Source organism: Dietzia sp. 2505, from assembly GCF_040546785.1.
Taxonomy (GTDB): Bacteria; Actinomycetota; Actinomycetes; order Mycobacteriales; family Mycobacteriaceae; genus Dietzia.
In genome coordinates, this window is the sequence record NZ_JBEPON010000001.1 from 259,184 (window position 1) to 280,617 (window position 21,434).

General features: G+C 70.6%; 20 protein-coding genes, 1 tRNA gene and 1 pseudogene. 16 read left to right on the top strand and 6 right to left on the bottom strand.

Annotated features, from left to right (window positions below; genetic code table 11):
• Positions 1-73: 73 nt before the first annotated feature.
• The gene (locus ABIE38_RS01200; RefSeq protein WP_354053628.1) at positions 74-1,216 is read right to left on the bottom strand and encodes an ABC transporter substrate-binding protein; all 1,143 of its coding nucleotides are present in this window, start codon (positions 1,214-1,216) and stop codon (positions 74-76) included.
• 250 nt (positions 1,217-1,466) lie between these two features.
• Here ABIE38_RS01200 and ctaD point away from each other — a divergent pair, with 250 nt between their 5' ends.
• From ctaD to ABIE38_RS01215, 3 genes are all read left to right on the top strand, one after another.
• Positions 1,467-3,227 (top strand): aa3-type cytochrome oxidase subunit I, encoded by a 1,761-nt coding sequence (ctaD, locus tag ABIE38_RS01205; RefSeq protein WP_354053629.1) that lies wholly within the window; start codon positions 1,467-1,469, stop codon positions 3,225-3,227.
• Positions 3,228-3,368: 141 nt separating this feature from the next.
• Positions 3,369-4,598, top strand: coding sequence for a phosphoserine phosphatase SerB (gene serB / locus ABIE38_RS01210; protein WP_354053630.1), 1,230 nt, complete (start codon positions 3,369-3,371; stop codon positions 4,596-4,598).
• A gap of 41 nt (positions 4,599-4,639) precedes the next feature.
• Complete coding sequence (locus ABIE38_RS01215) at positions 4,640-5,407, top strand: aminoacyl-tRNA hydrolase (RefSeq protein ID WP_354053631.1); 768 nt, start codon at positions 4,640-4,642, stop codon at positions 5,405-5,407.
• A gap of 56 nt (positions 5,408-5,463) precedes the next feature.
• Here ABIE38_RS01215 and ABIE38_RS01220 read toward each other — a convergent pair.
• Positions 5,464-6,270 (bottom strand): annotated as a pseudogene (locus ABIE38_RS01220) (helix-turn-helix domain-containing protein); the annotation flags it as partial.
• A 49-nt stretch (positions 6,271-6,319) separates the two neighbouring features.
• Between ABIE38_RS01220 and ABIE38_RS01225 the strand changes: the two are divergent.
• Genes ABIE38_RS01225 through ABIE38_RS01245 form a run of 5 tightly spaced genes read left to right on the top strand, consistent with a single transcriptional unit; the run spans position 6,320 to position 11,919 of the window.
• A complete protein-coding gene (locus ABIE38_RS01225) occupies positions 6,320-7,333 on the top strand; it encodes an ABC transporter substrate-binding protein (protein ID WP_354053632.1) in 1,014 nt (337 codons plus the stop codon).
• Positions 7,330-9,027, top strand: coding sequence for a siderophore-interacting protein (locus ABIE38_RS01230; protein WP_354053633.1), 1,698 nt, complete (start codon positions 7,330-7,332; stop codon positions 9,025-9,027). Before ABIE38_RS01225 ends, ABIE38_RS01230 begins: the two co-directional genes overlap by 4 nt.
• Complete coding sequence (locus ABIE38_RS01235) at positions 9,024-10,100, top strand: FecCD family ABC transporter permease (RefSeq protein WP_354053634.1); 1,077 nt, start codon at positions 9,024-9,026, stop codon at positions 10,098-10,100. Before ABIE38_RS01230 ends, ABIE38_RS01235 begins: the two co-directional genes overlap by 4 nt.
• 26 nt (positions 10,101-10,126) lie before the next feature.
• Positions 10,127-11,140 (top strand): FecCD family ABC transporter permease, encoded by a 1,014-nt coding sequence (locus ABIE38_RS01240; protein ID WP_354053635.1) that lies wholly within the window; start codon positions 10,127-10,129, stop codon positions 11,138-11,140.
• The gene (locus ABIE38_RS01245; RefSeq protein ID WP_502914697.1) at positions 11,140-11,919 is read left to right on the top strand and encodes an ABC transporter ATP-binding protein; all 780 of its coding nucleotides are present in this window, start codon (positions 11,140-11,142) and stop codon (positions 11,917-11,919) included. The genes ABIE38_RS01240 and ABIE38_RS01245 overlap by 1 nt, the downstream gene beginning before the upstream one ends.
• 70 nt (positions 11,920-11,989) lie before the next feature.
• On the opposite strand, the gene ABIE38_RS01250 is transcribed toward ABIE38_RS01245, so the two are convergent.
• Complete coding sequence (locus tag ABIE38_RS01250) at positions 11,990-14,098, bottom strand: ATP-dependent DNA helicase (RefSeq protein WP_354053637.1); 2,109 nt, start codon at positions 14,096-14,098, stop codon at positions 11,990-11,992.
• A 36-nt stretch (positions 14,099-14,134) separates the two neighbouring features.
• Complete coding sequence (locus ABIE38_RS01255) at positions 14,135-15,487, bottom strand: nicotinate phosphoribosyltransferase (protein WP_354053638.1); 1,353 nt, start codon at positions 15,485-15,487, stop codon at positions 14,135-14,137.
• Between the two features lie 104 nt (positions 15,488-15,591).
• On the opposite strand from ABIE38_RS01255, the gene clpS reads away from it, so the two are divergent.
• From clpS to ABIE38_RS01290, 7 genes are all read left to right on the top strand, one after another.
• Complete coding sequence (clpS, locus tag ABIE38_RS01260; protein WP_370650897.1) at positions 15,592-15,885, top strand: ATP-dependent Clp protease adapter ClpS; 294 nt, start codon at positions 15,592-15,594, stop codon at positions 15,883-15,885.
• A 4-nt stretch (positions 15,886-15,889) separates the two neighbouring features.
• Positions 15,890-16,501, top strand: a complete 612-nt coding sequence (locus ABIE38_RS01265; RefSeq protein ID WP_354053639.1) for a DUF2017 domain-containing protein — start codon at positions 15,890-15,892, stop codon at positions 16,499-16,501.
• Between the two features lie 10 nt (positions 16,502-16,511).
• Positions 16,512-17,195, top strand: a complete 684-nt coding sequence (locus ABIE38_RS01270) for a rhomboid family intramembrane serine protease (RefSeq protein WP_354053640.1) — start codon at positions 16,512-16,514, stop codon at positions 17,193-17,195.
• A complete protein-coding gene (gene murI / locus ABIE38_RS01275) occupies positions 17,192-18,007 on the top strand; it encodes a glutamate racemase (protein WP_354053641.1) in 816 nt (271 codons plus the stop codon). The genes ABIE38_RS01270 and murI overlap by 4 nt, the downstream gene beginning before the upstream one ends.
• 82 nt (positions 18,008-18,089) lie before the next feature.
• Complete coding sequence (locus tag ABIE38_RS01280; RefSeq protein WP_354053642.1) at positions 18,090-18,869, top strand: MBL fold metallo-hydrolase; 780 nt, start codon at positions 18,090-18,092, stop codon at positions 18,867-18,869.
• Positions 18,870-18,901: 32 nt separating this feature from the next.
• Positions 18,902-19,684 (top strand): ribonuclease PH, encoded by a 783-nt coding sequence (rph, locus tag ABIE38_RS01285; RefSeq protein ID WP_354053643.1) that lies wholly within the window; start codon positions 18,902-18,904, stop codon positions 19,682-19,684.
• A gap of 8 nt (positions 19,685-19,692) precedes the next feature.
• Positions 19,693-20,349, top strand: a complete 657-nt coding sequence (locus ABIE38_RS01290) for a non-canonical purine NTP pyrophosphatase (protein WP_354054062.1) — start codon at positions 19,693-19,695, stop codon at positions 20,347-20,349.
• A gap of 26 nt (positions 20,350-20,375) precedes the next feature.
• Here ABIE38_RS01290 and ABIE38_RS01295 read toward each other — a convergent pair whose 3' ends face one another.
• Positions 20,376-20,750 carry a DUF3817 domain-containing protein gene (locus ABIE38_RS01295; RefSeq protein ID WP_354053644.1) on the bottom strand — a complete coding sequence of 125 codons (375 nt, stop codon included), beginning with the start codon at positions 20,748-20,750 and terminating at the stop codon, positions 20,376-20,378.
• Entirely contained in the window at positions 20,747-21,289 is a 543-nt protein-coding gene (locus ABIE38_RS01300) for a hypothetical protein (RefSeq protein ID WP_354053645.1), read from the bottom strand. Before ABIE38_RS01300 ends, ABIE38_RS01295 begins: the two co-directional genes overlap by 4 nt.
• Positions 21,290-21,347: 58 nt before the next feature.
• Between ABIE38_RS01300 and ABIE38_RS01305 the strand changes: the two genes are divergently transcribed.
• Positions 21,348-21,429: transfer RNA gene (locus ABIE38_RS01305), tRNA-Leu, on the top strand.
• Positions 21,430-21,434: the final 5 nt, after the last annotated feature.

A 21,434-nucleotide genomic window follows, 5' to 3' on the forward strand; every position in this document is an offset into this window, starting at 1 on the left:
GCCGGGGTGAGGTCGTCGGGCTGGTGTCCCAGGTAGGCCTGTCCCCGGTCGGCCGGAACGGCCGGCTCCGCGTCTACCCGTCCGGGGCGATCCCGTTGATGGAACTCCGGATGTCGTCGAGGACCGCGCGTGCGGCCACGGGGCCGGATCCCTCCCACACGGCCCGGTCAACGACGAACATGCGGCGCGCGCCCACCGCGGCGAGGTCCGTCCACCGTGCGGTGGCGAAGGCCTCCCGCGCGGACTGCTCCGAGCGGTCACTGCCACCCACGACGGCGAATATCACGTCACCGTCGAGTTCGTCTCCCACGGCAGGAGACTCGGGCGCGGGCTCGATCCGCCGGCCGTCCCGGGTGCGCTGTGCCGGCGGTCGACCGGCGCCGACCGCCTCGAGCATGAGGCTCCCGAGTGTGTCCGGCTGCTGGACCACTATTCCGTCGGCGTCGGAGACGGAGACGAGCGAGACCCAGGTGTCGCTCGGGGTGGTGGCGTCGGCGGTGAACCGGGCCCGGTCGATCACGTCCAGCAGGAGATCGCCGCCGGCGCGCGGCCGCCCGTAGGCGTCGGCGATCGCCTCGGTGCTCTCGGTCCAGTTCAGGCTCCGCGCGTCGTACACGACGGTCGGGGCGACCTCTGCCAACGCCCGCACCACAGACGGGTCGGGATCGAGGGAGTCCGCCAGCACGATGAGGTCTGGGTCGAGCTCACGGGCCGCGGCCGCAGCGCCCTCCGCGCCCGAGTCGCCGGTGATCGCGAGGTCGGGGAGTCCCACCAGGGGAGGGGGGAGGTAGACATCGGCGTCACGGGGCAGGCCGGACGTCCCGACGACGAGGTCCTGCAGCCCCAGGGCACACGCGACATCCACGGCCCCGGCCCCGAGCGCCAGGATCCGTTCCGGCGACCGGGGGACCTCGACGGTCGCCTCGGCCGGGTCCACGGACGCGACCTCCCTGACGCCGCTCCCGGCGGATTCGGCCGGCGCGGGTACGGGCGCACACGACTCCTCCGGTTCGGCGGAGCGCTGGAGCTCCTCGCCGGCCATCCGTGAGGGGGTCGTGGTGACGGGGTACTCGACCATGTCGACGGGGGACGGCCCGCAACCGGCGAGCACGAGACCGGCGACGAGCGGGCCCACGACGCCCACCGAGACCCGCACGGGGGTGGAAGGGTACCCCCGTCCGCGAGGGCGGTGTCGGCTCGGCGCGAGATCGGTCATGGGTGAGAGCCTAGGAGATGGGTCGCGGGCGCAGTCGAAGTGGAGGTCGAGGCGGGTCCGGGCGCGATCTCGGGCGTGTCGTGACGGGGCCGGATTCCCGCAGATGACCCGCCCCGGCGAGTTCGGCGGGGTGAGTGGTGGACGCTCTCAGCGGAGGGTTAGGATTGCCCTCACGCACTATTCCTTTGCGTTCGACGTGGGGTCGGTGGTTCGACCCACGGCGTCGGGTGAGGCGTTCAGGAGGACCCTTATGACCGCAGTGGCCCCCAAGCCGGTCGACGATCTCGACCATCCGCCGGGCGTACCCACGGGCACCGCCCGGCCGGGTTCGTTCGTGTGGAAGATGATGACGACGACCGATCACAAGCTGCTCGGCCTGATGTACATCGTCACCTGTTTCGTCTTCTTCTTCATCGGCGGGCTCATGGCCCTGCTCATCCGGGCCGAGCTCTTCGTCCCGGGCATGCAGTTCCTGTCCAACGAGCAGTTCAACCAGCTGTTCACCATGCACGGCACGGTCATGCTGCTGCTGTACGGCACCCCGATCGTGGTCGGGTTCGCGAACTACATCATGCCGCTGCAGATCGGCGCACCCGACGTCGCCTTCCCGCGACTGAACGCCCTGGGCTACTGGCTGTTCGCGGTCGGCGGCACGATCATGCTCTCGGGCTTCCTCACCCCGGGTGGTGCGGCCGCGTTCGGCTGGACCATGTACATGCCGCTGGCCGACAAGATCCACTCGCCGGCCGTCGGCGCGGACCTGTGGATCCTCGGTGTCGGCATCGGCGGTATCGGAACCATCCTCGGCGCCGTCAACTTCGTCACCACGATCATCTGCCTCCGCGCGCCGGGTATGACCATGTTCCGGATGCCGATCTTCACGTGGAACATCCTCGTGGCGTCGGTCCTGATCCTGCTGATCTTCCCGCTGCTCACCGCCGCCGCCCTCGGCGTCTTCTACGACCGGCAGTTCGGTGGCCGCATTTACGACCCGGGCAACGGTGGCGCCATCCTCTGGCAGCACCTGTTCTGGTTCTTCGGTCACCCCGAGGTGTACGTCCTCGCGCTGCCGTTCTTCGGCATCGTCTCCGAGGTCTTCCCGGTCTTCTCGCGCAAGCCGCTCTTCGGCTACGCCGGTCTGATCTTCGCGACCCTCGCGATCGCCGCGCTGTCCATGGCGGTCTGGGCGCACCACATGTTCGTCACCGGCGCCGTGCTCCTGCCGTTCTTCTCCTTCATGACGTTCCTCATCGCCGTTCCCACCGGCGTGAAGTTCTTCAACTGGATCGGCACGATGTGGCGCGGGAAGATGACGTTCGAGACGCCGATGATCTTCGCGCTCGGCTTCATCGTGACCTTCCTCTTCGGTGGCCTGACGGGCATCATGATGGCCGCCGCGCCGATCGACTTCCACATCTCGGACACGTACTTCATCGTCGCCCACTTCCACTACACCCTCTTCGGCACGATCGTGTTCGCCACGTTCGCCGGCGTGTACTTCTGGTTCCCCAAGATGACGGGCCGGATGCTCGACGAGACGCTAGGCAAGTGGCACTTCTGGCTGATGTTCATCGGCTTCCACACCACGTTCCTCGTGCAGCACTGGCTCGGTAACCAGGGCATGGCCCGCCGGTACGCCGACTACCTGGCCACGGACAACTTCACGGTCCTCAACCAGATCTCCACCATCGGTTCGTTCATCCTCGGGATCGCGATGCTGCCGTTCATCTGGAACGTCATCAAGAGCTGGCGTTACGGCGAGATCGTCACGGTCGACGACCCGTGGGGTGCGGGCAACTCGCTCGAGTGGGCGACCTCCTGCCCGCCGCCGCGTCACAACTTCGTGACCCTGCCCCGGATCCGCTCCGAGCGCCCCGCGTTCGAACTGCACTACCCGCACATGAGCGAGCGCATGCGTGCGGAGGCCCACGTCGGCGGCCGGGCCGCGGCCCAGGACCCGGCTGCGGTCAAGGATGTGGCCGAGCGCGGCTCGTCCCCGCAGAGGGGCTGACCCGCCCGCCCGTACTCACCCACGGGCGTCTGACCCGCTGAACCCCGTCGGTAGGCTCGTCCTCCGGCGGGGTTCGGCGCGTGTCGGCCCATCCTGTCCATCCCCCCCAGTCGTCAGTACGAGCACTCGTCAGGAGCACACGTGAGCACCCCCGGTACCCCGGCACTACTCACCGTCACCGGTCCCGACCGGCCAGGTGTGACCGCGAGGATCATGGCGGTCCTCGCCTCCCACCACGCCGACCTGGTGGACGTGGAGCAGGTCGTGGTCAACGGCCACCTCTCCCTGGGGCTCATGGTCCGGGTGGACGACGGCGCCGACATCGTGGCCGTGGTCCGCGAACTCACCGAGCAGGTCCACGAGCTGGGGATGCAGCTCGAGGTCCAGTTCGACGACATCGCGCCCCCGACCCCGCCCTCGACCCACGCGGTGGTGATCCTCGGCAGTCCGGTCACCGCGTCGGCGTTCTCCGCGGTGGCGGGTTCGCTCGCGTCGATCGGCGCGAACATCGACACCATCCGGGGGATCGCCGACTACCCGGTGACTGGTCTGGAGCTGCAGGTCTCGACCGCCGGTCGTGACGCCGCCGACGACGCCAGGCTTCGCGAGGCGATGGCGCCCCTGTCGGACGCGCACGGCGTCGACATCTCGGTGGACGGTGCCGGGCTCGGCCGCCGGTCCAAGCGTCTGGTGGTGTTCGACGTGGACTCCACCCTGGTCCAGGGTGAGGTCATCGAGATGCTCGCCGCCCACGCGGGCAGGGAGGCAGAGGTCCGAGCGGTCACCGAACGCGCGATGCGGGGTGAGCTGGACTTCGCACAGTCCCTCCACGAGCGCGTGGCGACGCTGGCCGGACTGCCGGCCTCCGTCCTCGACGAGGTCGCGGCCAGCATCGTGCTGACCCCGGGTGCGCGGACGACCATCCGCACCCTCAAGCGTCTCGGCATCCGCTGTGGTGTGGTGTCGGGAGGGTTCATCCAGGTGATCGCCGGCCTCGCCGAGGAGCTGGGTCTCGACTTCGCGCGGGCCAACACGCTGGAGATCGAGGACGGAGTACTCACCGGCCGCGTCATCGGAGAGGTGGTGGATCGTGAGGCCAAGGCCGACTACCTGCGCGAGTTCGCCGAGGAGCTCGGCATCTCGCTGAGCCAGACCGTCGCGGTGGGCGACGGGGCGAACGACATCGACATGCTCACCGCCGCGGGGCTGGGGATCGCGTTCTGCGCCAAGCCCGCCCTCCGCGAGGTGGCCGACGCGTCGCTGTCCAAGCCGTTCCTCGACACCGTGCTGTTCGTCCTGGGCATCACGCGCGACGAGATCGAGGCGGCCGACACCGCCGCAGGGACCTACCGCCGCGTCCCGCTCGTGTGACCGAGGGACCACAGGGCGGTGGGCCACTCGCCGAGGAGCCAATGACAGACGCACAGCCGGCGGGAGGTCCTGCGACCGGCACCGCGCTCGACTGGTGCCACGCCCGACTCCGCGCCGGGTCGGCCGGGACCGAGGACCCGGACGACCGTGGCACCGTCCGATCCATGCCGATCGTGCTGCACCTGCCGAAGGCGGACCTCCCCGGACGGACCCCGCTGCTCGAGGCTGTCGCGGGCGCCGTCGCCGCGCTGTGCCTGGACGAGCGTGTCGCGCCGGGTGGGCAGTGGCACGAGGCCTACGGGGCCTGGCTGGACGCCCGGATGCGGAAGATCGCGCGGCGAGCGCGAGGCGCCCAGTGGCGTACCGCTCTCGAGGTCGAGGGTGTGACCCGCGAGGTGGACGGCTGTGCGGCCAGGGCGTTCGTCCCCGGCCCGGTCGACGAGGTGGACCCGCGCCTGGGCCGCCTGCAGATCGGGGGTACCGACCTCGAGCGGGACGATCCCGGCCCACCGCCGCCGGGTGTGCCGGTGGTCTGGGTCGACCGGGCACTCGAGATGTCCGTGGGGAAGGCCGCCGCCCAGGTCGGTCACGGGGTGATGGTGCTGATCGCGGAGATGGACCGCGACCGGCTCGAGCGGTGGATCGACGACGGGCTCCTGGTAGCCGTGCGGAAGGCCGACTCCGCCCGGTGGAGTGAACTCTCGGCAGCCGTGTCCGCCCGTGTCCCGGGAGTGGCCGCCGTGGTCGACGCCGGGTACACCGAAGTGGCCCCGGGGTCACTGACGGTGATCGCCGTCGACTGCGGCTGACCGCGCCTCGACTCCGGCAGGGATGCCAGAGGGTCCACGCGCAGTACCTCGAGCGGCACCCCCGATTCCCTGCTCAACGCCCTGAGCAGGCTCGCTCTGCTCGAGTAACCGGCCGCTCGCGCGGCGCTGTCCCCGCTGGATCCGCTCTTCAGGCTACGGATCGCTGTGTTCAACCGGCGCCGCGTCCGCCAACGGTGAAACCCATACCCGGTCTCGGCGACGAAGATCCGCTGGGTCTGCCTCGCGCTCAACCCCGACTTCTCGCACAGCGTTGAGAGCGGTGCCGGGGAGCGGACCGCCGCTTCCGCGATCCGGAGAACCGTCGGGTGGACCGGTAGTGGGGACACGAACTCGTCCGTGCTGATCGCCGAGATGATCTCCTCCAGGCTCTCGGTGAACACCGCGACCTGGTGCGAGGTGTGCGGCTGAGCGGCCAGCCGCGCGAGCATGAGATCGGTGATCGCCGGCACCACCCCGAGGCGACGCACTCTGTCGACCGGCGCGGTGTGCGGGGCCAGGAGCGGACCCAGAGCGATCGAATGGTCGTCCAGCGCGAGCGCGTGCGGCACGTGTGGAGCGAGCAACACCGAGGTGCGGGGTTCGAGCACGATGGCCTCGCCGTCGACTTTCAGGGTCCCTCTGCCCATGACCATATGGATCAGGTGTGGGGCGTCGTGGACGTGTTCCGGGTGGCCCAGGAAGCGGACGGCGTGCTCCGGTACCGCAGTGGCCAGGTCGCGTGTGAAGCCCATCAGGTTCCTCCCGGGTAGTGCGGTCCAACTGGGGTGCGCCCTGGCCGGTGGAACGCGTCGCGTCCGGACTGCAGGGATGTCGTATCCGGACGGCCAGGGCAGGTTTTCCATCCTAGTCTTCTAGGGTTGGTAAGCCTCACCTAATGCACCCGGAGGATCGATGATTCGCAAGACACGTCCCGCACGCGCGATGGTCGCAGGGACCCTGGCCCTCACGCTGGCCGCTCTCGCCGCATGTTCACCCGGGGGAGAGGCCACGGGGGACGGGGCCGAGGGGACGAGTCCGGGGGCCACCCGTACGGTGCCGACCCCGAAGGGGGATGTCACGGTTCCGGCTGATCCCCAGCGTGTCGTTGTGCTGAACTACGCCTTGGCCGGCTACCTCTACGAACTCGATGTCCCGATCGCCGCGACGATCCCTGAGGACGCGGACCAGACCAACGCGGAATTCTCGGAGCTGTGGGGGCAGGCGCCGGCCGAAGACGGGACCGAGTTCCTGCCGTGGTCTGCAGACGGCTTCGACCTCGAGGCGATCCTCGAGACCGATCCGGACCTCATCGTGGCCGGCGGATGGGGCTTTCCCAACTTCCAGGCCGACGAGGCCTACGAGGACCTCACCGCTATCGCCCCCACCGTCATTGTGGACAAGGCCTTCGCGGACTGGCAGGACCAGGCGGAGTTCCTGGCTGTGGACGTCTTCGGAAAGCCCGAGGCGTTCGAGGACATGGTCGGGACATACGAGTCGCGGGTGGCGGAGGTCGCCGAGGCTATCGAGGTTCCCCCACAGCCGACCTCCTTCATCAGCGTCACCGCCGACGGCACCCCGTATCTGCTCTTCGAGAACACCGGTCTGCCTCTGATGTTCGGCGAACTCGGTTTCGAGGCAGACGACCTGGTCGCGCGGAACGCCCTGCAGCCCTACCAGCCGGGCGGCGACATGGCCGAGTTGTCCACCGAGCAACTGGGCCGGATCGTCGACAGCAAGACAGTGTTCGTGATGGGTTTCAACGGAGAGACCACCTCGGTTGAACAACTGGCGGACGAGCCCGCGTGGCGCAACTTGCCCGCCTTTGTCTCCGCGAATGCCTTCGACCTCCCCTATTGGGCGTTGCGACACGACTACGACGAGGCCCTCGCGCTACTGGATCTGGTCGAGGAGGAGTTCGGACGGTGAGCCGCCCCGAGCTTCTGATCCATCCGCTCGTCGTCCGCACGGTCAGGGTCGCCGAGGTGGAGGATCTCGCGGGGAGGGTCCGGCGCGTGCACCTGGAGGGGGAGCAATTGCAAGCCTTCACGCGCGACGGCGTGTCCCACCCGGCGTTCCACGCCCCGGGTTTCGATGACCACATCAAGGTGATCTTCGCCGCCGACGGCGACATCGACTCCGCTCTACCCCGCCAGCATGCCGACGGGATCGAGTGGACACCGTCCGAGAACAGACTCACCCGCGACTACACCCCGCACTCGGTCGCCCCGGACAGCGGGGCGTTCGCGGTGGACTTCGTCCTCCACGGTGACGGGCCGGCCGCCCGCTGGGCGGCTGACGCGGTGCCGGGCACCGAGCTGTCCTTCGTGGGGCCCAAATCCTCGCAGCTGCTTCCCAAGGACGCGACCTCGATCGTGATGATCGGGGACGAGACCGCGCTGCCGGCCATCCGGAGGTTCCTCACGGAGCGGCCGCTCGCTGTACCGGCCCATGTCGTAGTACTCACAGCCGGGAGGACAGTGGCCGTCGAGCTTCCGGTCAGGAGTACGGATTCCCTGCGCAGGGAGTTCATGCTCGAGCCGGACGGCGAGGTGATCGGCGCCCTGTTCGACGCCGTCGACGACGAGTACGACCTGGGCGAGCGGCCGTTCGTCTGGGCTGCGGGCGAGGCCGGCGCGTTGTTGCCGCTACGACGCAGACTCGGCGGGCGGGTCGGGAGGGGCTATCGGAACATCACCGGCTACTGGTACCTGGTGGACGAGCACGGCGCGACCATGGGTGAACCGGGGCTGCCAGAGGCCCCGGTGGCATGGTTCGCGGTCCGCGCGGCGCTACAGCTGGGGTTGCTGCGGTCCCTCGCGGACCGGCCGCTGAGCACCTCGGAGCTGGAGTCGGCTGTCGATGCCCGGACGGATCTCCGGCCACTGGTGGAGGTCTTGGCGACCTCGGGACTGGTACGAGCGTGTGCGAAGAACCGGTGGGAGCTGACGGACCTCGCAGTGGACCTGCTCGACGACCCGCACGAGGTGGAGGAGTTCACAGGCCCGGAGGCCGATCTGGCTATCGCGCTTCGCCACCTGGCCAGGTCGGTGCGTACCGGCCGACCGGCATGGGAACTGGATACCGGGCTGGGGTTCGCAGAGTCCTCGAAGGCGGACGCCGAGGTCGCCGGCTATCTGGAACACCAAGCGGACTCTCTCGTCTACCTCCAGCACGGACTGATCCGGGTGCTGGGCGACCTACGCAGTCCGGACACGGTGGTAGTGGGGCCGGGGGCGGCCCTGGTGGCCGGCGTTGCGACCGAGAACGGTCTGACGAACGTCCGCTCCAGCGACGGAGAGACCTCCGCGGCACTGGTGGTCTCGGCCATGTTGCTCGGACATCTCGACGACGAGTCCGCGCGATCCCACTTGCACGGACTCGCGGCGATCGCGCCCCGCCTCGTCGTCGTCGACGGAAGCACCCCGGACGGTCTCTCGAGTGCCGCGGCTCAGCTCGCGCTGCTGCGCTTCTCCACGACGGCGTCCCCGCCCCGGTCGCCCCGGCGTGTGGCCGAACTGGGCCTGGACAGTGGGTGGACACTGCGCTCACACCACGGTCTGGGGTGGGGGGTGGTCGCGTACGAGTTCGAGCTCACCGCCGACTACCCGTCGGCCCGGTGACCCGCGACACTCCGTTGCGAGCGCACCGGGCGGTGGGGGCCGAGTACGGCGGCAGTCCGGTACCCCGCCCATCCGGGCGGACCGGTCTGCTCGTGCTGGGACTGGTGGGCGCATCCGGGGTGCTCGTTCTCACGTCGGTGATGAGCGTGTTCGTCGGCTCGGTGTCCCTCACCCCGGGGGAGGTGATGGCGGCCCTGACCCATCCCACCGATCTGATCGCGTACACGACGGTTGTCGAGATGAGGATGCCCCGAACCCTGCTCGGCATCCTCGTGGGCGCAGCGCTCGGTGCGTCAGGTGCGCTCGCGCAGGCGCTGACCCGCAACCCTCTTGCCGACCCGGGCATCCTCGGTGTCAACGCGGGAGCAGCACTCGCGGTGGCGATCGCGATCGCCTTCTTCGGGGTCACCACCATCCACGGTTACGTGTGGTTCGCCTTCGCCGGGGCGTTCGCGGCGTTCGTATTGGTCTATGCCATCGCACTGCGCGGTCCGCACGGTGCGACGCCCGTCCGACTCACACTCGTCGGCGTCGCGTTGACGGCGGTGTTCACCGGCAGTGGTCAGTCCCTGGCGCTGGTGATGCCGCGGGTGTTCGACCAGATGCGGTTCTGGGGTGTGGGGACCCTCTCCGACCGGCCGCACGGGACGGTCGAGTTCGTCCTGCCCTTCATTCTCGTAGGGCTCGTGGTGGCACTACTGACGGGCCGCGCCACCAACGCGATTGCGCTGGGCGATGAGCGGGCCCGTTCAATGGGCGTGCCGGTGGGGCTGGTCCGTGCAGTGTCGGCGTTGGCCATCACGGTTCTGTGCGGCGCGGCGACAGCGGCGGCGGGCCCGATCGCCTTCGTAGGGCTGATGGTGCCTCACGCGGTGCGGTTGTTCACCGGACCGGATCAACGGTGGGTCCTGGCATTCTCAGTGGTGCTCGCCCCGGTGTTGTTGATCGCTGCGGACATCGCCGGTCGTCTGGTGGTGTGGCCCGCCGAACTGCAGGCAGGGGTCGTCACCGCGTTCCTGGGAGCCCCGGTCCTCATTCTCCTGGTGCGCCGAGCCGAGCGGGGCGGGGTGTGAGCCGGGTGCCGGGCCGCGAGGTGTCCGTGCGACTCGGTCGATACAGCAGGTCACTGCCGATCCGGGACACCGTCGTCGCTCTCATCGCCGTGGTCGTGGTGCTCGCGCTCGTGGTGGTGGCCCTGTCCGTGGGGGAGCGCACCATCCCGCTCGGACGGGTGCTCGGTGCCTTCGCCCCGGGGGCCGACCGGGTGGACGCGATGGTCGTGGTCGAATGGCGGGCTCCGCGAGCACTGGCGGCGGCCGTGTTCGGTGCGTGTCTGGGTGTCAGTGGGGCGCTGTTCCAGTCGCTCACACGTAATGCCCTGGGGAGTCCGGACATCATCGGACTCAACACCGGCGCCTTCACGGGCGTACTGGTGGCGATCAGCCTCGGGTGCACCGGTTACGCGGCCTTCGCCACCGGCGCCCTGACCGGGGGGGTGCTCACGGCGGCGCTGGTCTACCTCCTCGCGTATTCGGCGGGCCTGCAGGGGTTCAGGCTCATCATCGTGGGGATCGCGATCAGCGCATTCCTCGGATCCGTCAACACCTGGATCATCGTCAAGTCCGATCTGGACGTCGCACTGCGCGCGGCCGTCTGGGGTGCCGGGTCCCTGAACGGGGTGCGCTGGCCGCAGCTGATCGGTGCCGGTGCGTCAGCTCTCGTACTCGCGTCGATGGTGCCGTGGTTGACCCGCGTGGTGAGGCAACTCGAGCTCGGCGACGAGTCCGCGCAGGTCCGGGGCGTGCGCCCGGAACCGGGTAAGGCGGCCGTCGTGCTGGTGGGGGTCGCATTGACCTCACTTGTCACCGCGGTGACGGGGCCTATCTCATTCATCGCGCTGTCGGCCCCTCAGATCGCACGGAGACTGCGCACCCGCTCGGGTGGTGTGGACCCGGTGGGCTCGGCACTGACGGGGGCGGTCCTGCTGTCCGCGGCGGACCTTCTGGCGCAGCACGCCCTGCCCATGACCAGTGTGCCCGTAGGGGCGGTCACGGTCTGTCTGGGCGGGGCCTATCTGATCTATCTGTTGCTCAGAGAGAACGAGAGGAGTTGATGATGAACCCGGCGCTCGACGCGCAGGCCGTCACCGCCGCCTACCGTCGCGGGGAGAACGTTCTTGACGAGGTGTCCGCGGCGGTCCCCCACGGTGAGTTCACCGCCATAATCGGACCGAACGGTTGCGGAAAGTCCACGCTCCTGAGGGCGTTCACGAAGCTGCTCACCCCGTCCGGAGGCCAGGTTCTGGTCGACGGGAAGGCGATCACGACCCTGCGGACAGCAGAGATCGCCCGCCGGCTCAGCCTGCTGCCGCAGCATTCCCCGGTCCCCGACGGGATCCGCGTCGGGGAGCTCGTACGTCGGGGCCGCTACCCTCACCAGACCCTGTTCGCGCAGTGGAGTCGAGGCGACGAGGAGATGGTGGCCAAGGCGATGCGATTGACCCATGTCGAGGATCTCGGCGACAGGCTGGTGGACACGCTCTCGGGCGGGCAACGCCAGCGTGTCTGGATCGCGCTCGCGCTGGCGCAGGACACGCCCCTGTTGCTGCTCGACGAGCCGACCACGTTCCTCGACATCGCCCACCAGGTGGAGACGCTGCGGCTACTGGACAGACTGCGCACCGAAGGACGGACGATCGTTGCCGTGCTCCACGAACTGGGTCACGCGGCGAGGTTCGCCACGCATCTCATCGCGATGCGGGACGGCCGGGTCATGGCGTCCGGTCCACCCGGCGAGCTGCTGACAGAAGAGTTGGTCGAGGAGATCTTCGGTCTCCGGTGCCGGATCATCAGCGACCCGGATACGGGCACCCCGGTCGTGCTGCCCCGGTGACCCCACTCGAGGGCGATCCCCGACGAGTGAGACCGCCTGTCCTCACGTCTCCGCCAGCCGGGCTGCGGTCTCACCCCTCACGGAGCCGCTCGAGGGCGCCGATCACCACGTCCCGGTCGGTGGTCTGCCAGAACGGGGGCAGCGAGGCCCGGAGGTAGCCGCCGTAGCGGGCGGTCGCCAACCGGGAGTCGAGGACGGCCACGACGCCCCGGTCGTCGGTGCGGCGGAGGAGCCGCCCGACGCCCTGGGCGAGGAGCAGCGCGGCGTGGTTGCCGGCGACGGCGAGGAAGCCGTTGCCACCGCGGGCCCCGACCGCGCGCTGACGCGCCGAGAGCAGGGGGTCGTCCGGCCGCGGGAACGGGATGCGGTCGATCACCACGAGCGAGAGCGACCGGCCGGGCACGTCGACGCCCTGCCACAGCGAGAGGGTGCCCACCAGCGTGGTCTCCTCGTCCGCCGCGAACTGCGCCACCAGGTTGGCGGTCGAGTCCTCGCCCTGGCACAGCACCGGGGTGTCGAGTCGCTCGCGCAGCAACTCTGCGGCCGCCCTGGCCCCGCGCATCGAGGAGAAGAGCCCGAGGGTGCGTCCACCGGCGGCGGCGACGAGGTCGACCAGCTCGTCTTCCGCCTCGGGTGACGCGCCCTCCCTGCCGGGCGCCGGAAGGTGCGAGGCCACGTAGAGGATGCCGTTGCGGCGGTAGTCGAAGGGCGACCCGGCGTCGAGCCCGGTCCAGCGGAGGCTGCCGGCGTCGTCGTCGGAGGGTGGTTCCAGGGCGACGGCGGTCGCGGGGTCGGGGCGGGCGGACGAGGCCGGCGGCAAGCCCCAGGTGGCCGCCAGGCCGTCGAACTTCCCGCCGGTCGTGAGCGTGGCGGAGGTGAGGATCACCGTGGATTCGGCGAACAGCCGCGCCCGGAGCAGCCCCGCCACGGAGAGCGGGGCCACGCGCAGGATCCGGCCACGGCGGTCCTCCTCGCTCATCCACACGATCTCCAGACGCTCGGTCACCGGACGCTCGTACGAGGAGAGCATGCGGTCGGCCGCGTCGGCGACCTCGTCGAGTGCCGCGAGGGTCTTCTGCCGGTCGGAGGCGCCCTGGGGATCGTTCGCGACCTCGCCGGGCTTGGGGCCGGGCACGGCGCTCCGGCAGTTCTCGGCGGTGTGTCGGACCGCGGCCAGCGCGAGGTCGGCGCCCTCGGGCAGGAGGTCCCAGCGTCCTTCGGGACACAGCTCGAGCAGGCTCGCCAGACCCTCACCCGCCGCCACCATGCGATCGGCGGTCTGCTGATCGACGAGTTTGGCAGCGCGGCGGGCGGCCTGGATCACGGCGGCTCCGGTGAGCTCCGCCGTCGTCACGCCGGTCACCCGGTCGGACAGCTCGTGGGCCTCGTCGATCACCACCGCGTCGTGCTCGGGGAGGATGGAGACGTCGGTCATGGCGTCGATCGCGAGCAGGGCGTGGTTGGTCACCACCACGTCTGCGCGTCCCGCTTCCTGCCGGGCCAGTTCGGCGAAGCACTCGGAGAACTCGGGGCACAGCTGCCCCAGGCACTCGCGGCTGGTCACCGACACCTGGCGCCACGCCGCGTCGGACACCCCACGGGGCAGGTCGTCCCGGTCGCCGGTCTCGGTGTCCTGCGCCCAGTCGTGCAGCCGGGCGATCTCCTGGCCGAGTCGCGATCCGGGCCCGGAGTCACGTTGGGAGGCCTCGCGGGGGGTGCGGGCGGCGGTGGATTCGCCACCGATCGGGAGGTCGAACAGCTCCTCGGACATCACCTCGTCGGGATCGGCCTCGTCGACCGGGCCGGACGAGACGCGGTGCAGGCACAGGTAGTTCCCGCGGCCCTTGAGGATCGCGTGCGAGGGGGTGACACCGAGCTGTGGCTTGAGGGCGGCGGCCAGCCGGGGGAGGTCGCGGTCCACCAGCTGGTTCTGCAACGCGATCGTGGCGGTGGAGACCACGACCGTCCCCCCGGTCGTCACGGCGTGCCGCAGCGACGGCACCAGGTAGGCCAGCGACTTGCCGGTGCCCGTGCCGGCCTGGACCGCGAGGTGCTCGCCGGTGGACAGGGCGTTGCCCACCGCCTCGGCCATACGGACCTGCCCGGTGCGCTCGCTGCCGCCCAGGCTCTCGACCGCGGTGGCGAGCAGGTCGGAGACGGTCGGGAGCGAGTCGGTCACCCGGACACCCTATCGGCCGCGTCGGAGGCGGGCGGATCAGCGCCGGGGTCCGGGCGGCACCACCCGCACGGGGACCGCCGGCTCGCCCTCGCTCAGGGCCAGACCCTCCCACGGCAGGGTCACCATCGCGGACTGGTGGAGCGCCCGCGACTCGGCCAGGGTCGGCAGGCCGGCCACGGTGTCGCCGTCACGCAGGAGGGGGACCATCAGGTCCCGCTGCTCCAGACCGGGGTCGGCCGGCAGGGAACCCGCCCACGGCAGGAGCACCTCCTCGACCGCGGTGCCCGAACGCCGGTGCAGCCGGACCGCCCGCTTGGCGCCCGGCAGGGACTCCTTGTGTGCGGACCGCTTGGCCACCGGTATGCCGTCCACCTCGACGAGTTTGTAGACCATCCCGGCGGTGGGGGCGCCGGAGCCGGTCACCAGCCGGGTACCCACCCCGTACGCGTCGACGGGGTCGGCCCGCAGGGCCGCGATCGCGTACTCGTCGAGATCTCCGGAGACCACGATCCGGGTCCGGTGGGCGCCCAGGGAGTCCAGCTGGACCCGGACCTGGCGGGCGAGCATCCCGAGGTCGCCCGAGTCGATCCGGACGCCTCCCAGTTCCGGTCCGGCCACCTCGATCGCCGTGGCCACGCCGCGGGTGATGTCGTAGGTGTCCACCAGGAGGGTGGTGTCCACACCGAGGGTGGCCACCTGCGATCGGAACGCGGCCGCCTCGTCCGGGCCGTCCGGTCCGGTGTGCAGCAGTGTGAACGCGTGCGCCGACGTGCCGGCGGAGGGGACCCCGTGCCGCCGGGTGGCCTCGACGTTGGAGGTGGACGCGAACCCCGTGAGGTATGACGCGCGGGCCGCCGCCACCGCGGCCTCCTCGTGGGTGCGGCGCGACCCCATCTCGATGATCGGGCGACCGTCCGCCGCGGCGGTCATGCGCGCGGCGGCGGAGGCGATCGCGCTGTCGTGGTTGAGCACGGACAGGACCAGGGTCTCGAGCAGAACGCACTCGGCGAACCCGCCCCGGATGCTCAGTACGGGGGAGCCCGGGAAGAACAGCTCCCCCTCGGGGTAGCCGTCGATGTGGCCGGTGAAGTGGAAGTCCCGCAACCACCCGAGGGTCCGCTCGTCGAGGGAGTCGGCCACCACCGCGAGCTCCTCCTCGCCGAAGCGGAAGTCCCGGAGCCGCTCCAGGAGCCGGCCCGTGCCGCCGACGACGCCGTACCGGCGACCCGCCGGAAGCCGTCGGGCGAACACCTCGAACACACAGGGGCGGTCGGCGGTACCGTCGGCCAGTGCGGCCCGGATCATGGTGAGCTCGTACTTGTCCGTGAGCAGTGCGCTGGACGGACGGCCCGGCGGGTGAGGGGCGCGCGTCGGCGCGGTCGCGGTCACCCGGCTGACTCTACGGCGTGGCCGACCCGCCGGTAATCCGTATCCTTGGCCGTATGCACACCGTGACCACACAGATCGCGGACGACCGGAGCGTCGTCCCCGTGATGGCGATGCCGTCGGCCGCGCCCGTGGAAGCCACGGACACCGAGCTCGACGCCGGGGTGGACAGCCCCTGGCTCACCGTGGTGTGGGACGACCCGGTCAACCTGATGAGCTACGTGACCTTCGTGTTCCAGCGGGTCTTCGGCTACAGCAGGGAGAAGGCGCACGAGCTCATGCTCAAGGTCCACAACGACGGCCGCGCGGTGGTCTCGTCCGGCAGCCGGGACAAGGTGGAGAACGACGTCCGAAAGCTGCAGGAGGCCGGACTGTGGGCCACGATGCAGCGGGAGGTCTGAGCCCGTGAAGGCCTGGCAGCGCAAGTCCTCCCTCACCGGCCCCCGGGTCAAGGCGGTCATGGAGGGCCACGAGGTGCAGATCCTCCACGCCCTGGTGTCCAACATCGTCGACATGCTCGAGCAGCGGCGCGACTCGGCGCCGAAGGACGAGTTGGCCGAGATCACCGGGATGCGCAGCGGCCACTCCGAGCTCCCCGTCGAGGCCCCGCTCGCCCGCCTGCTCCCCGATTTCCACCGGCCCGAGCCCGGTGGGGGATCCGATGCGGACGCCGCCGCGGTGGCCCGCGCGCACAACTCGGGCATGCGGATGATCCATGAGCCGGAGATCATCGACGTCAAGCTCGCGGCGGCGTCGACGGTCCTGAGATCCCTCCCGGCGCGCGGGGGGACGGTCTCGCTCAGCCCCGAGCAGGCTCAGGCCTGGATGGGGTGCCTCAACGACGTCAGGCTCGGCCTGGGCGCATTGCTGCTCGAGGCCGGGGCGGTGGACGGCGTCCCCGCCACCGACATCCCCGAGTTCGTCGCGGAGGACGACCCGAGGTCGGCGCACCTGGACGTCTACCACTGGTTGACCTTCATGCAGGACTCCCTGTGCACCGCTCTGACCGGGAAGTGAGGAGAACACGGTGAATCCAGATCCACGCACGTTCCGGGCGGGGGGCGTCCAGACCGCCCGACCCGCCCCGCAGGGGCCGCGCCGCTGGCCGGCGCTGATCCTGCTCTTCGCCTTCGTCGCACTGATGTGGGTGGTCGAGGCGGCCGACCAGGTCATCCAGGCCACCATCGGGCCCCCGCAGGGACTCGACGGCTACGGGGTGCGTCCGCTCTCGACAGACGGGCTCCCCGGCATCATCTTCCAACCCTTCCTCCACGGGGACTGGGCGCACCTGATCGGCAACTCGATCGCCCTGCTCGTCCTGGGGTCGATCATCGCGATGTCCGGGATCCGGCCACTGATCAGCGTCACGCTCATCTCGTGGCTGGCCTCGGGGGTGGTGTCGTGGATCCTGGGCGGCACCGGGACCGTCCATATCGGGGCGTCCGGCATCGTGTTCGGCTACATCTTCTACGTGATCGTCCGGGGTCTGTTCTCCCGCCGGTTCCTGCACCTGCTCGTCGGACTGGTCATCGGCTTCTACTACGGGTTCGAGGCGCTCGCGGGACTGTCCCCGATGCTGGACGGCGTGTCCTGGCAGGGGCACCTCGGCGGGGCCATCGGCGGCGTCCTCTCGGCGTACGGACTCAAGCGCGATCGGACGCCACAGGCGGTCACCGCCGGGCAGCGGCGGAACGCCGGTTCGCCGAGGTGACGTCACCCGACCCACTGGCCCCGGTCGGGGTGTTCGACTCCGGTGCGGGTGGCCTCACCGTGGCCCGGGCGATCATGGACCAGCTCCCCGACGAGTCACTGATCTACGTGGGGGACACCGCCAACGGTCCGTACGGGCCACTGCCCCTGGCACGGGTCCGCGAGCACGCCCTGGCGGTCGCGGACTCCCTCGTCGACCGCGGGGTCAAGGCTCTGGTGATCGCGTGCAACACCGCCTCGGCGGCGATGCTGCGGGACGCGCGCGAGCGCTACCCGGTGCCGGTGGTGGAGGTGATCCAGCCGGCGGCCAGGCGGGCGGTGGCCACCACTCGCTCGGGCCGCATCGGGGTGATCGCCACGCGCGCCACGGTCGCGTCGCTGGCCTACGACGACGCGGTGGCCGCGGCGGCCGGGGTCCACCTGACCTCGGTGGCGTGCCCGAAGTTCGTCGAGTTCGTGGAGCGGGGGATCACCAGCGGTCGGCAGGTCCTGGGTCTGGCGGAGGCGTACCTCGCGCCGATCCGCGACGCGGACGTGGACACCCTGGTCCTGGGGTGCACCCACTACCCGCTGCTGTCCGGGGTGGTCCAGCTCGCGGTGGGGGATCACGTCACGCTGGTCTCCAGCGCCGAGGAGACCGCCAAGGACGTGTTGCGCGTCCTCACCTCCACCGACCTGCTGCGCCCCCACGACGCGGCGGATCCGGCGACGCGGGAGTACCTCGTGACCGGTGACCCGGACAGCTTCCGCCGGGTGGCGTCCCGGTTCCTCGGACCCGGTCTCGTGTCGGTCGGCCGCGCGGGTGCGGTGTGATCCCTCCCCGCGGACCGGTTCCGGGTCGCCCGCCGGGGCACACTCCGGGCGACCCGGGGCCGGCCGTGGCACGATGGTGCCCATGCTTCTGACTGTCCTGGGTTGCTCGGGGAGTATCGGCGGACCCACCTCGCCGGCGTCCGGGTATCTGGTGGAGGTCGACGGGGTCGCCCCGGTCGTGATCGACATGGGGCCCGGGGTGTTGGGGGCACTGCAGCGGTACATCGCGCCGGAGGACGCCACGGTCCTGTTGTCCCATCTCCACGCCGATCACTGCCTGGACGTCCCGGGCCTGCTGGTGCTGCGGCGCTACGGTCCGGAGGCCGAGCGCGCGGTCCGGGTCCCGCTCATCGGGCCGTCCGGGACCGCGTACCGGATCGGGGTCGCCTCGGCGGAGGAGCCGGGGGCGGTGGACGATCTGTCGGACACCTTCGAGGTGGGGTCGTGGGATGTCACCCCCGACGTGGAGATGACGGGCGACGACGGCGAGGTGGGCCTTCGCGTGCGGGCCGACCGGGTGGATCACCCGCCGGAGTCCTACGGGATGCGCCTGACGTCCGAGACGGGTCGCGTCCTGGTCTACAGCGGTGACACGGCCTACTGTGACTCGCTGGTCGAGCTCGCGACCGGGGCCCATGTGCTCCTCTGCGAGGCCTCGTGGACCCACGAGGAGGGCCGTCCGCCGGGGATCCACATGTCCGGCGCCGAGGCGGGCCGCACCGCCCGGCTGGCGGGGGTGGGCCGTCTGGTGCTGACCCACATCCCACCGTGGACGGACCGCGAGGCCGTGCGCGCCGAGGCCGCCGCGGAGTTCGACGGCGAGGTCCTGCTGGCGGAGCCTGATCTCAGGCTCGAGGTCTGAGCGTCGGGTTCCGGCCGCTAGTATCGGCGGTCGTGACCTCATCTACTGACGGCAGAGCAGACGGACGCGCGGACGGCGACCTCCGCGACGTGACCATCACGCGGGGATTCACCTCGCACCCGGCGGGTTCGGTTCTCGTGACCTTCGGGCAGACCCGCGTGATGTGCACGGCGAGTGTGACCGAGGGCGTGCCGCGCTGGCGCAAGGGGTCGGGGCTGGGCTGGCTGACCGCGGAGTACGCCATGCTCCCCGCCGCCACGCATGAGCGCTCGGGGCGCGAATCGGTGCGGGGCAAGGTGGGTGGCCGCACCCACGAGATCAGCCGGCTGGTCGGCCGGTCGCTGCGCGCGTGCATCGATCTGTCCGCGCTGGGGGAGAACACCATCGCCCTGGACTGCGACGTCCTCCAGGCCGACGGCGGTACCCGCACGGCCGCCATCACCGGGGCCTACGTGGCGCTCGCGGACGCGGTGACGTGGCTCAGGGCAAAGGGCGCCGTCACCGGCAACCCGCTGACGTCCGCGGTGGCGGCCGTGAGCGTCGGCGTGGTGGACGGTCGGGTCCTGTGCGACCTGCCCTACGAGGAGGATTCGCGCGCCGGCGTGGACATGAACGTCGTCTGCACCGACTCAGGGGAGCTCGTCGAGGTCCAGGGGACGGCCGAGGGCGCCGCGTTCGGGCGGGACACCCTCGATGCGATGCTCGACTCCGCGCAGGCCGGCTGCGAGAAGCTGTTCGCGCTGCAGCGAGACGTCCTCGCCGCCCCCTACCCGGGTGAGCTGCCGTCGCCTCCGGCCGCCCGGACCGGGCGCTAGCCGTGACAGTGCGACTGCTGGTCGCCAGCCGGAACGCCAAGAAGCTCGCCGAGCTGCGCCGGGTGCTGGAGTCCGAGGGGATCGTCGGCATCGAGCCGATCGGCCTGGACGAGGTGCCCGACTACCCCGAGGAGCCGGAGGACGGCGCGACCTTCGCCGACAACGCCCTGATCAAGGCGAGGTCCGGGTGGAGGGCGACGGGCCTGGCGTGCCTGGCCGACGACTCCGGCCTGGCCGTGGATGCGCTGAACGGGATGCCGGGCGTGCTGTCCGCACGCTGGGCGGGCCGGCACGGCGACGACGCGGCCAACAACGCGCTACTGCTGGCTCAGCTATCCGACGTGCCCGACGAGCGTCGTGGCGCGGCCTTCTTCTCCAGCTGCGCCCTGGTGTACTCGGCGCGGGATTCGGAACAGTCGACGCGGGATTCTGCACACTCGACGACGTATCCGGTCGAGCGGGTGGCGGAGGGGCGGTGGGCCGGACACGTGGCCCGGGCGCCTCGCGGCGAGGGCGGGTTCGGTTACGACCCGCTGTTCCTGCCCGAGGGGTCGGACCGCTCCGCGGCGGAACTCACACCGGGAGAGAAGGACGCCGACTCCCACCGCGGACGAGCCCTGCGCGCGCTCGCCCCGGCTCTACGGGAACTCGCGGAGCGCGGCTGACGGGTCCCCGGGGTCCCGGGTGACCGCTAGACCGCGTACTCGGTCCGGACGTCCCGGGTCCGCTTGTGCTCGAACCAGAACGACAGGAACGGGACCGTCCCGGCCAGTGCGGTGAGCAGCGTGCGGGAAGCCGGCCACCGGGCCTTGATCGCCAGGTCGAGGGTCATGAACAGGTAGAAGATGTAGAAGACACCGTGGGCCTGCCCGATGTAGGTGAACCAGTCGGGAGCGTCCGAGGAGTTCTCCAGGATCAGGTACTTGTAGATCATCTCGACCGTGAGGACCAGCAGCCACACGCCGGTGATCCAGGCCAGGACGCGGTACCGGGCGAGCGCTCCGCGGACCTTGCCGTCGGGATCCGGCTTGCGGTCGTCGGTCTCCGGGGTGGCTGCGACGGTCATGTGATGTGTCTCTCCTGGTGACGGTCGCCTGCGGCCGCGTCCTGACGGGCCAGCTCGGCGAGGTATGAGTTGTAGGCGTCCAGGGCCTCATCGCCGGTCCGGACCTCCGCGGCGGGACGCCGGGTGGGCAGGAGGTCCGCGGGGATCTCCGTGACGGTCTTCCCGCGCCCGCGCGGACCCCGGCGTGGGGGCGAACCGTCGGGGTGGCCGTCGACCTCGTCGTCGTCACCCTCTTCTGCGTCGAGACCGGCCGCGGGGAGGGCGGACTCGGCCTCGTCGGCCTCCAGGCGCACGTACTTCAGGTACGCGTAGACCAGGAAGCCCGCCAGGAACGGCCACATGAAGGTGTAACCGAGGTTCTGCACCGTCCCCGTGGCCTCCTGGTAGCGGGCGAGCTGCCAGAACCCCATCCCCAGGCAGAAGATCGAGCCCAGGACGACGAACACGATCCACGAGGGGCGGTGCCTGACCTTGGTCGAGACCGGCGGACCGGAGGCGGGGTCGCCTCCGACCGTGCGGTTGCTCAGGGTGTCGGACACCCCTCCACGATACCGCCGACGGCGCGGTAAGCTCACCTCGCCCGGCACCCCCGGGCAGGCGCCCGTGGCGGAATTGGCAGACGCGCTGGATTTAGGTTCCAGTGTCTACGGACGTGGGAGTTCAAGTCTCCCCGGGCGCACCCTC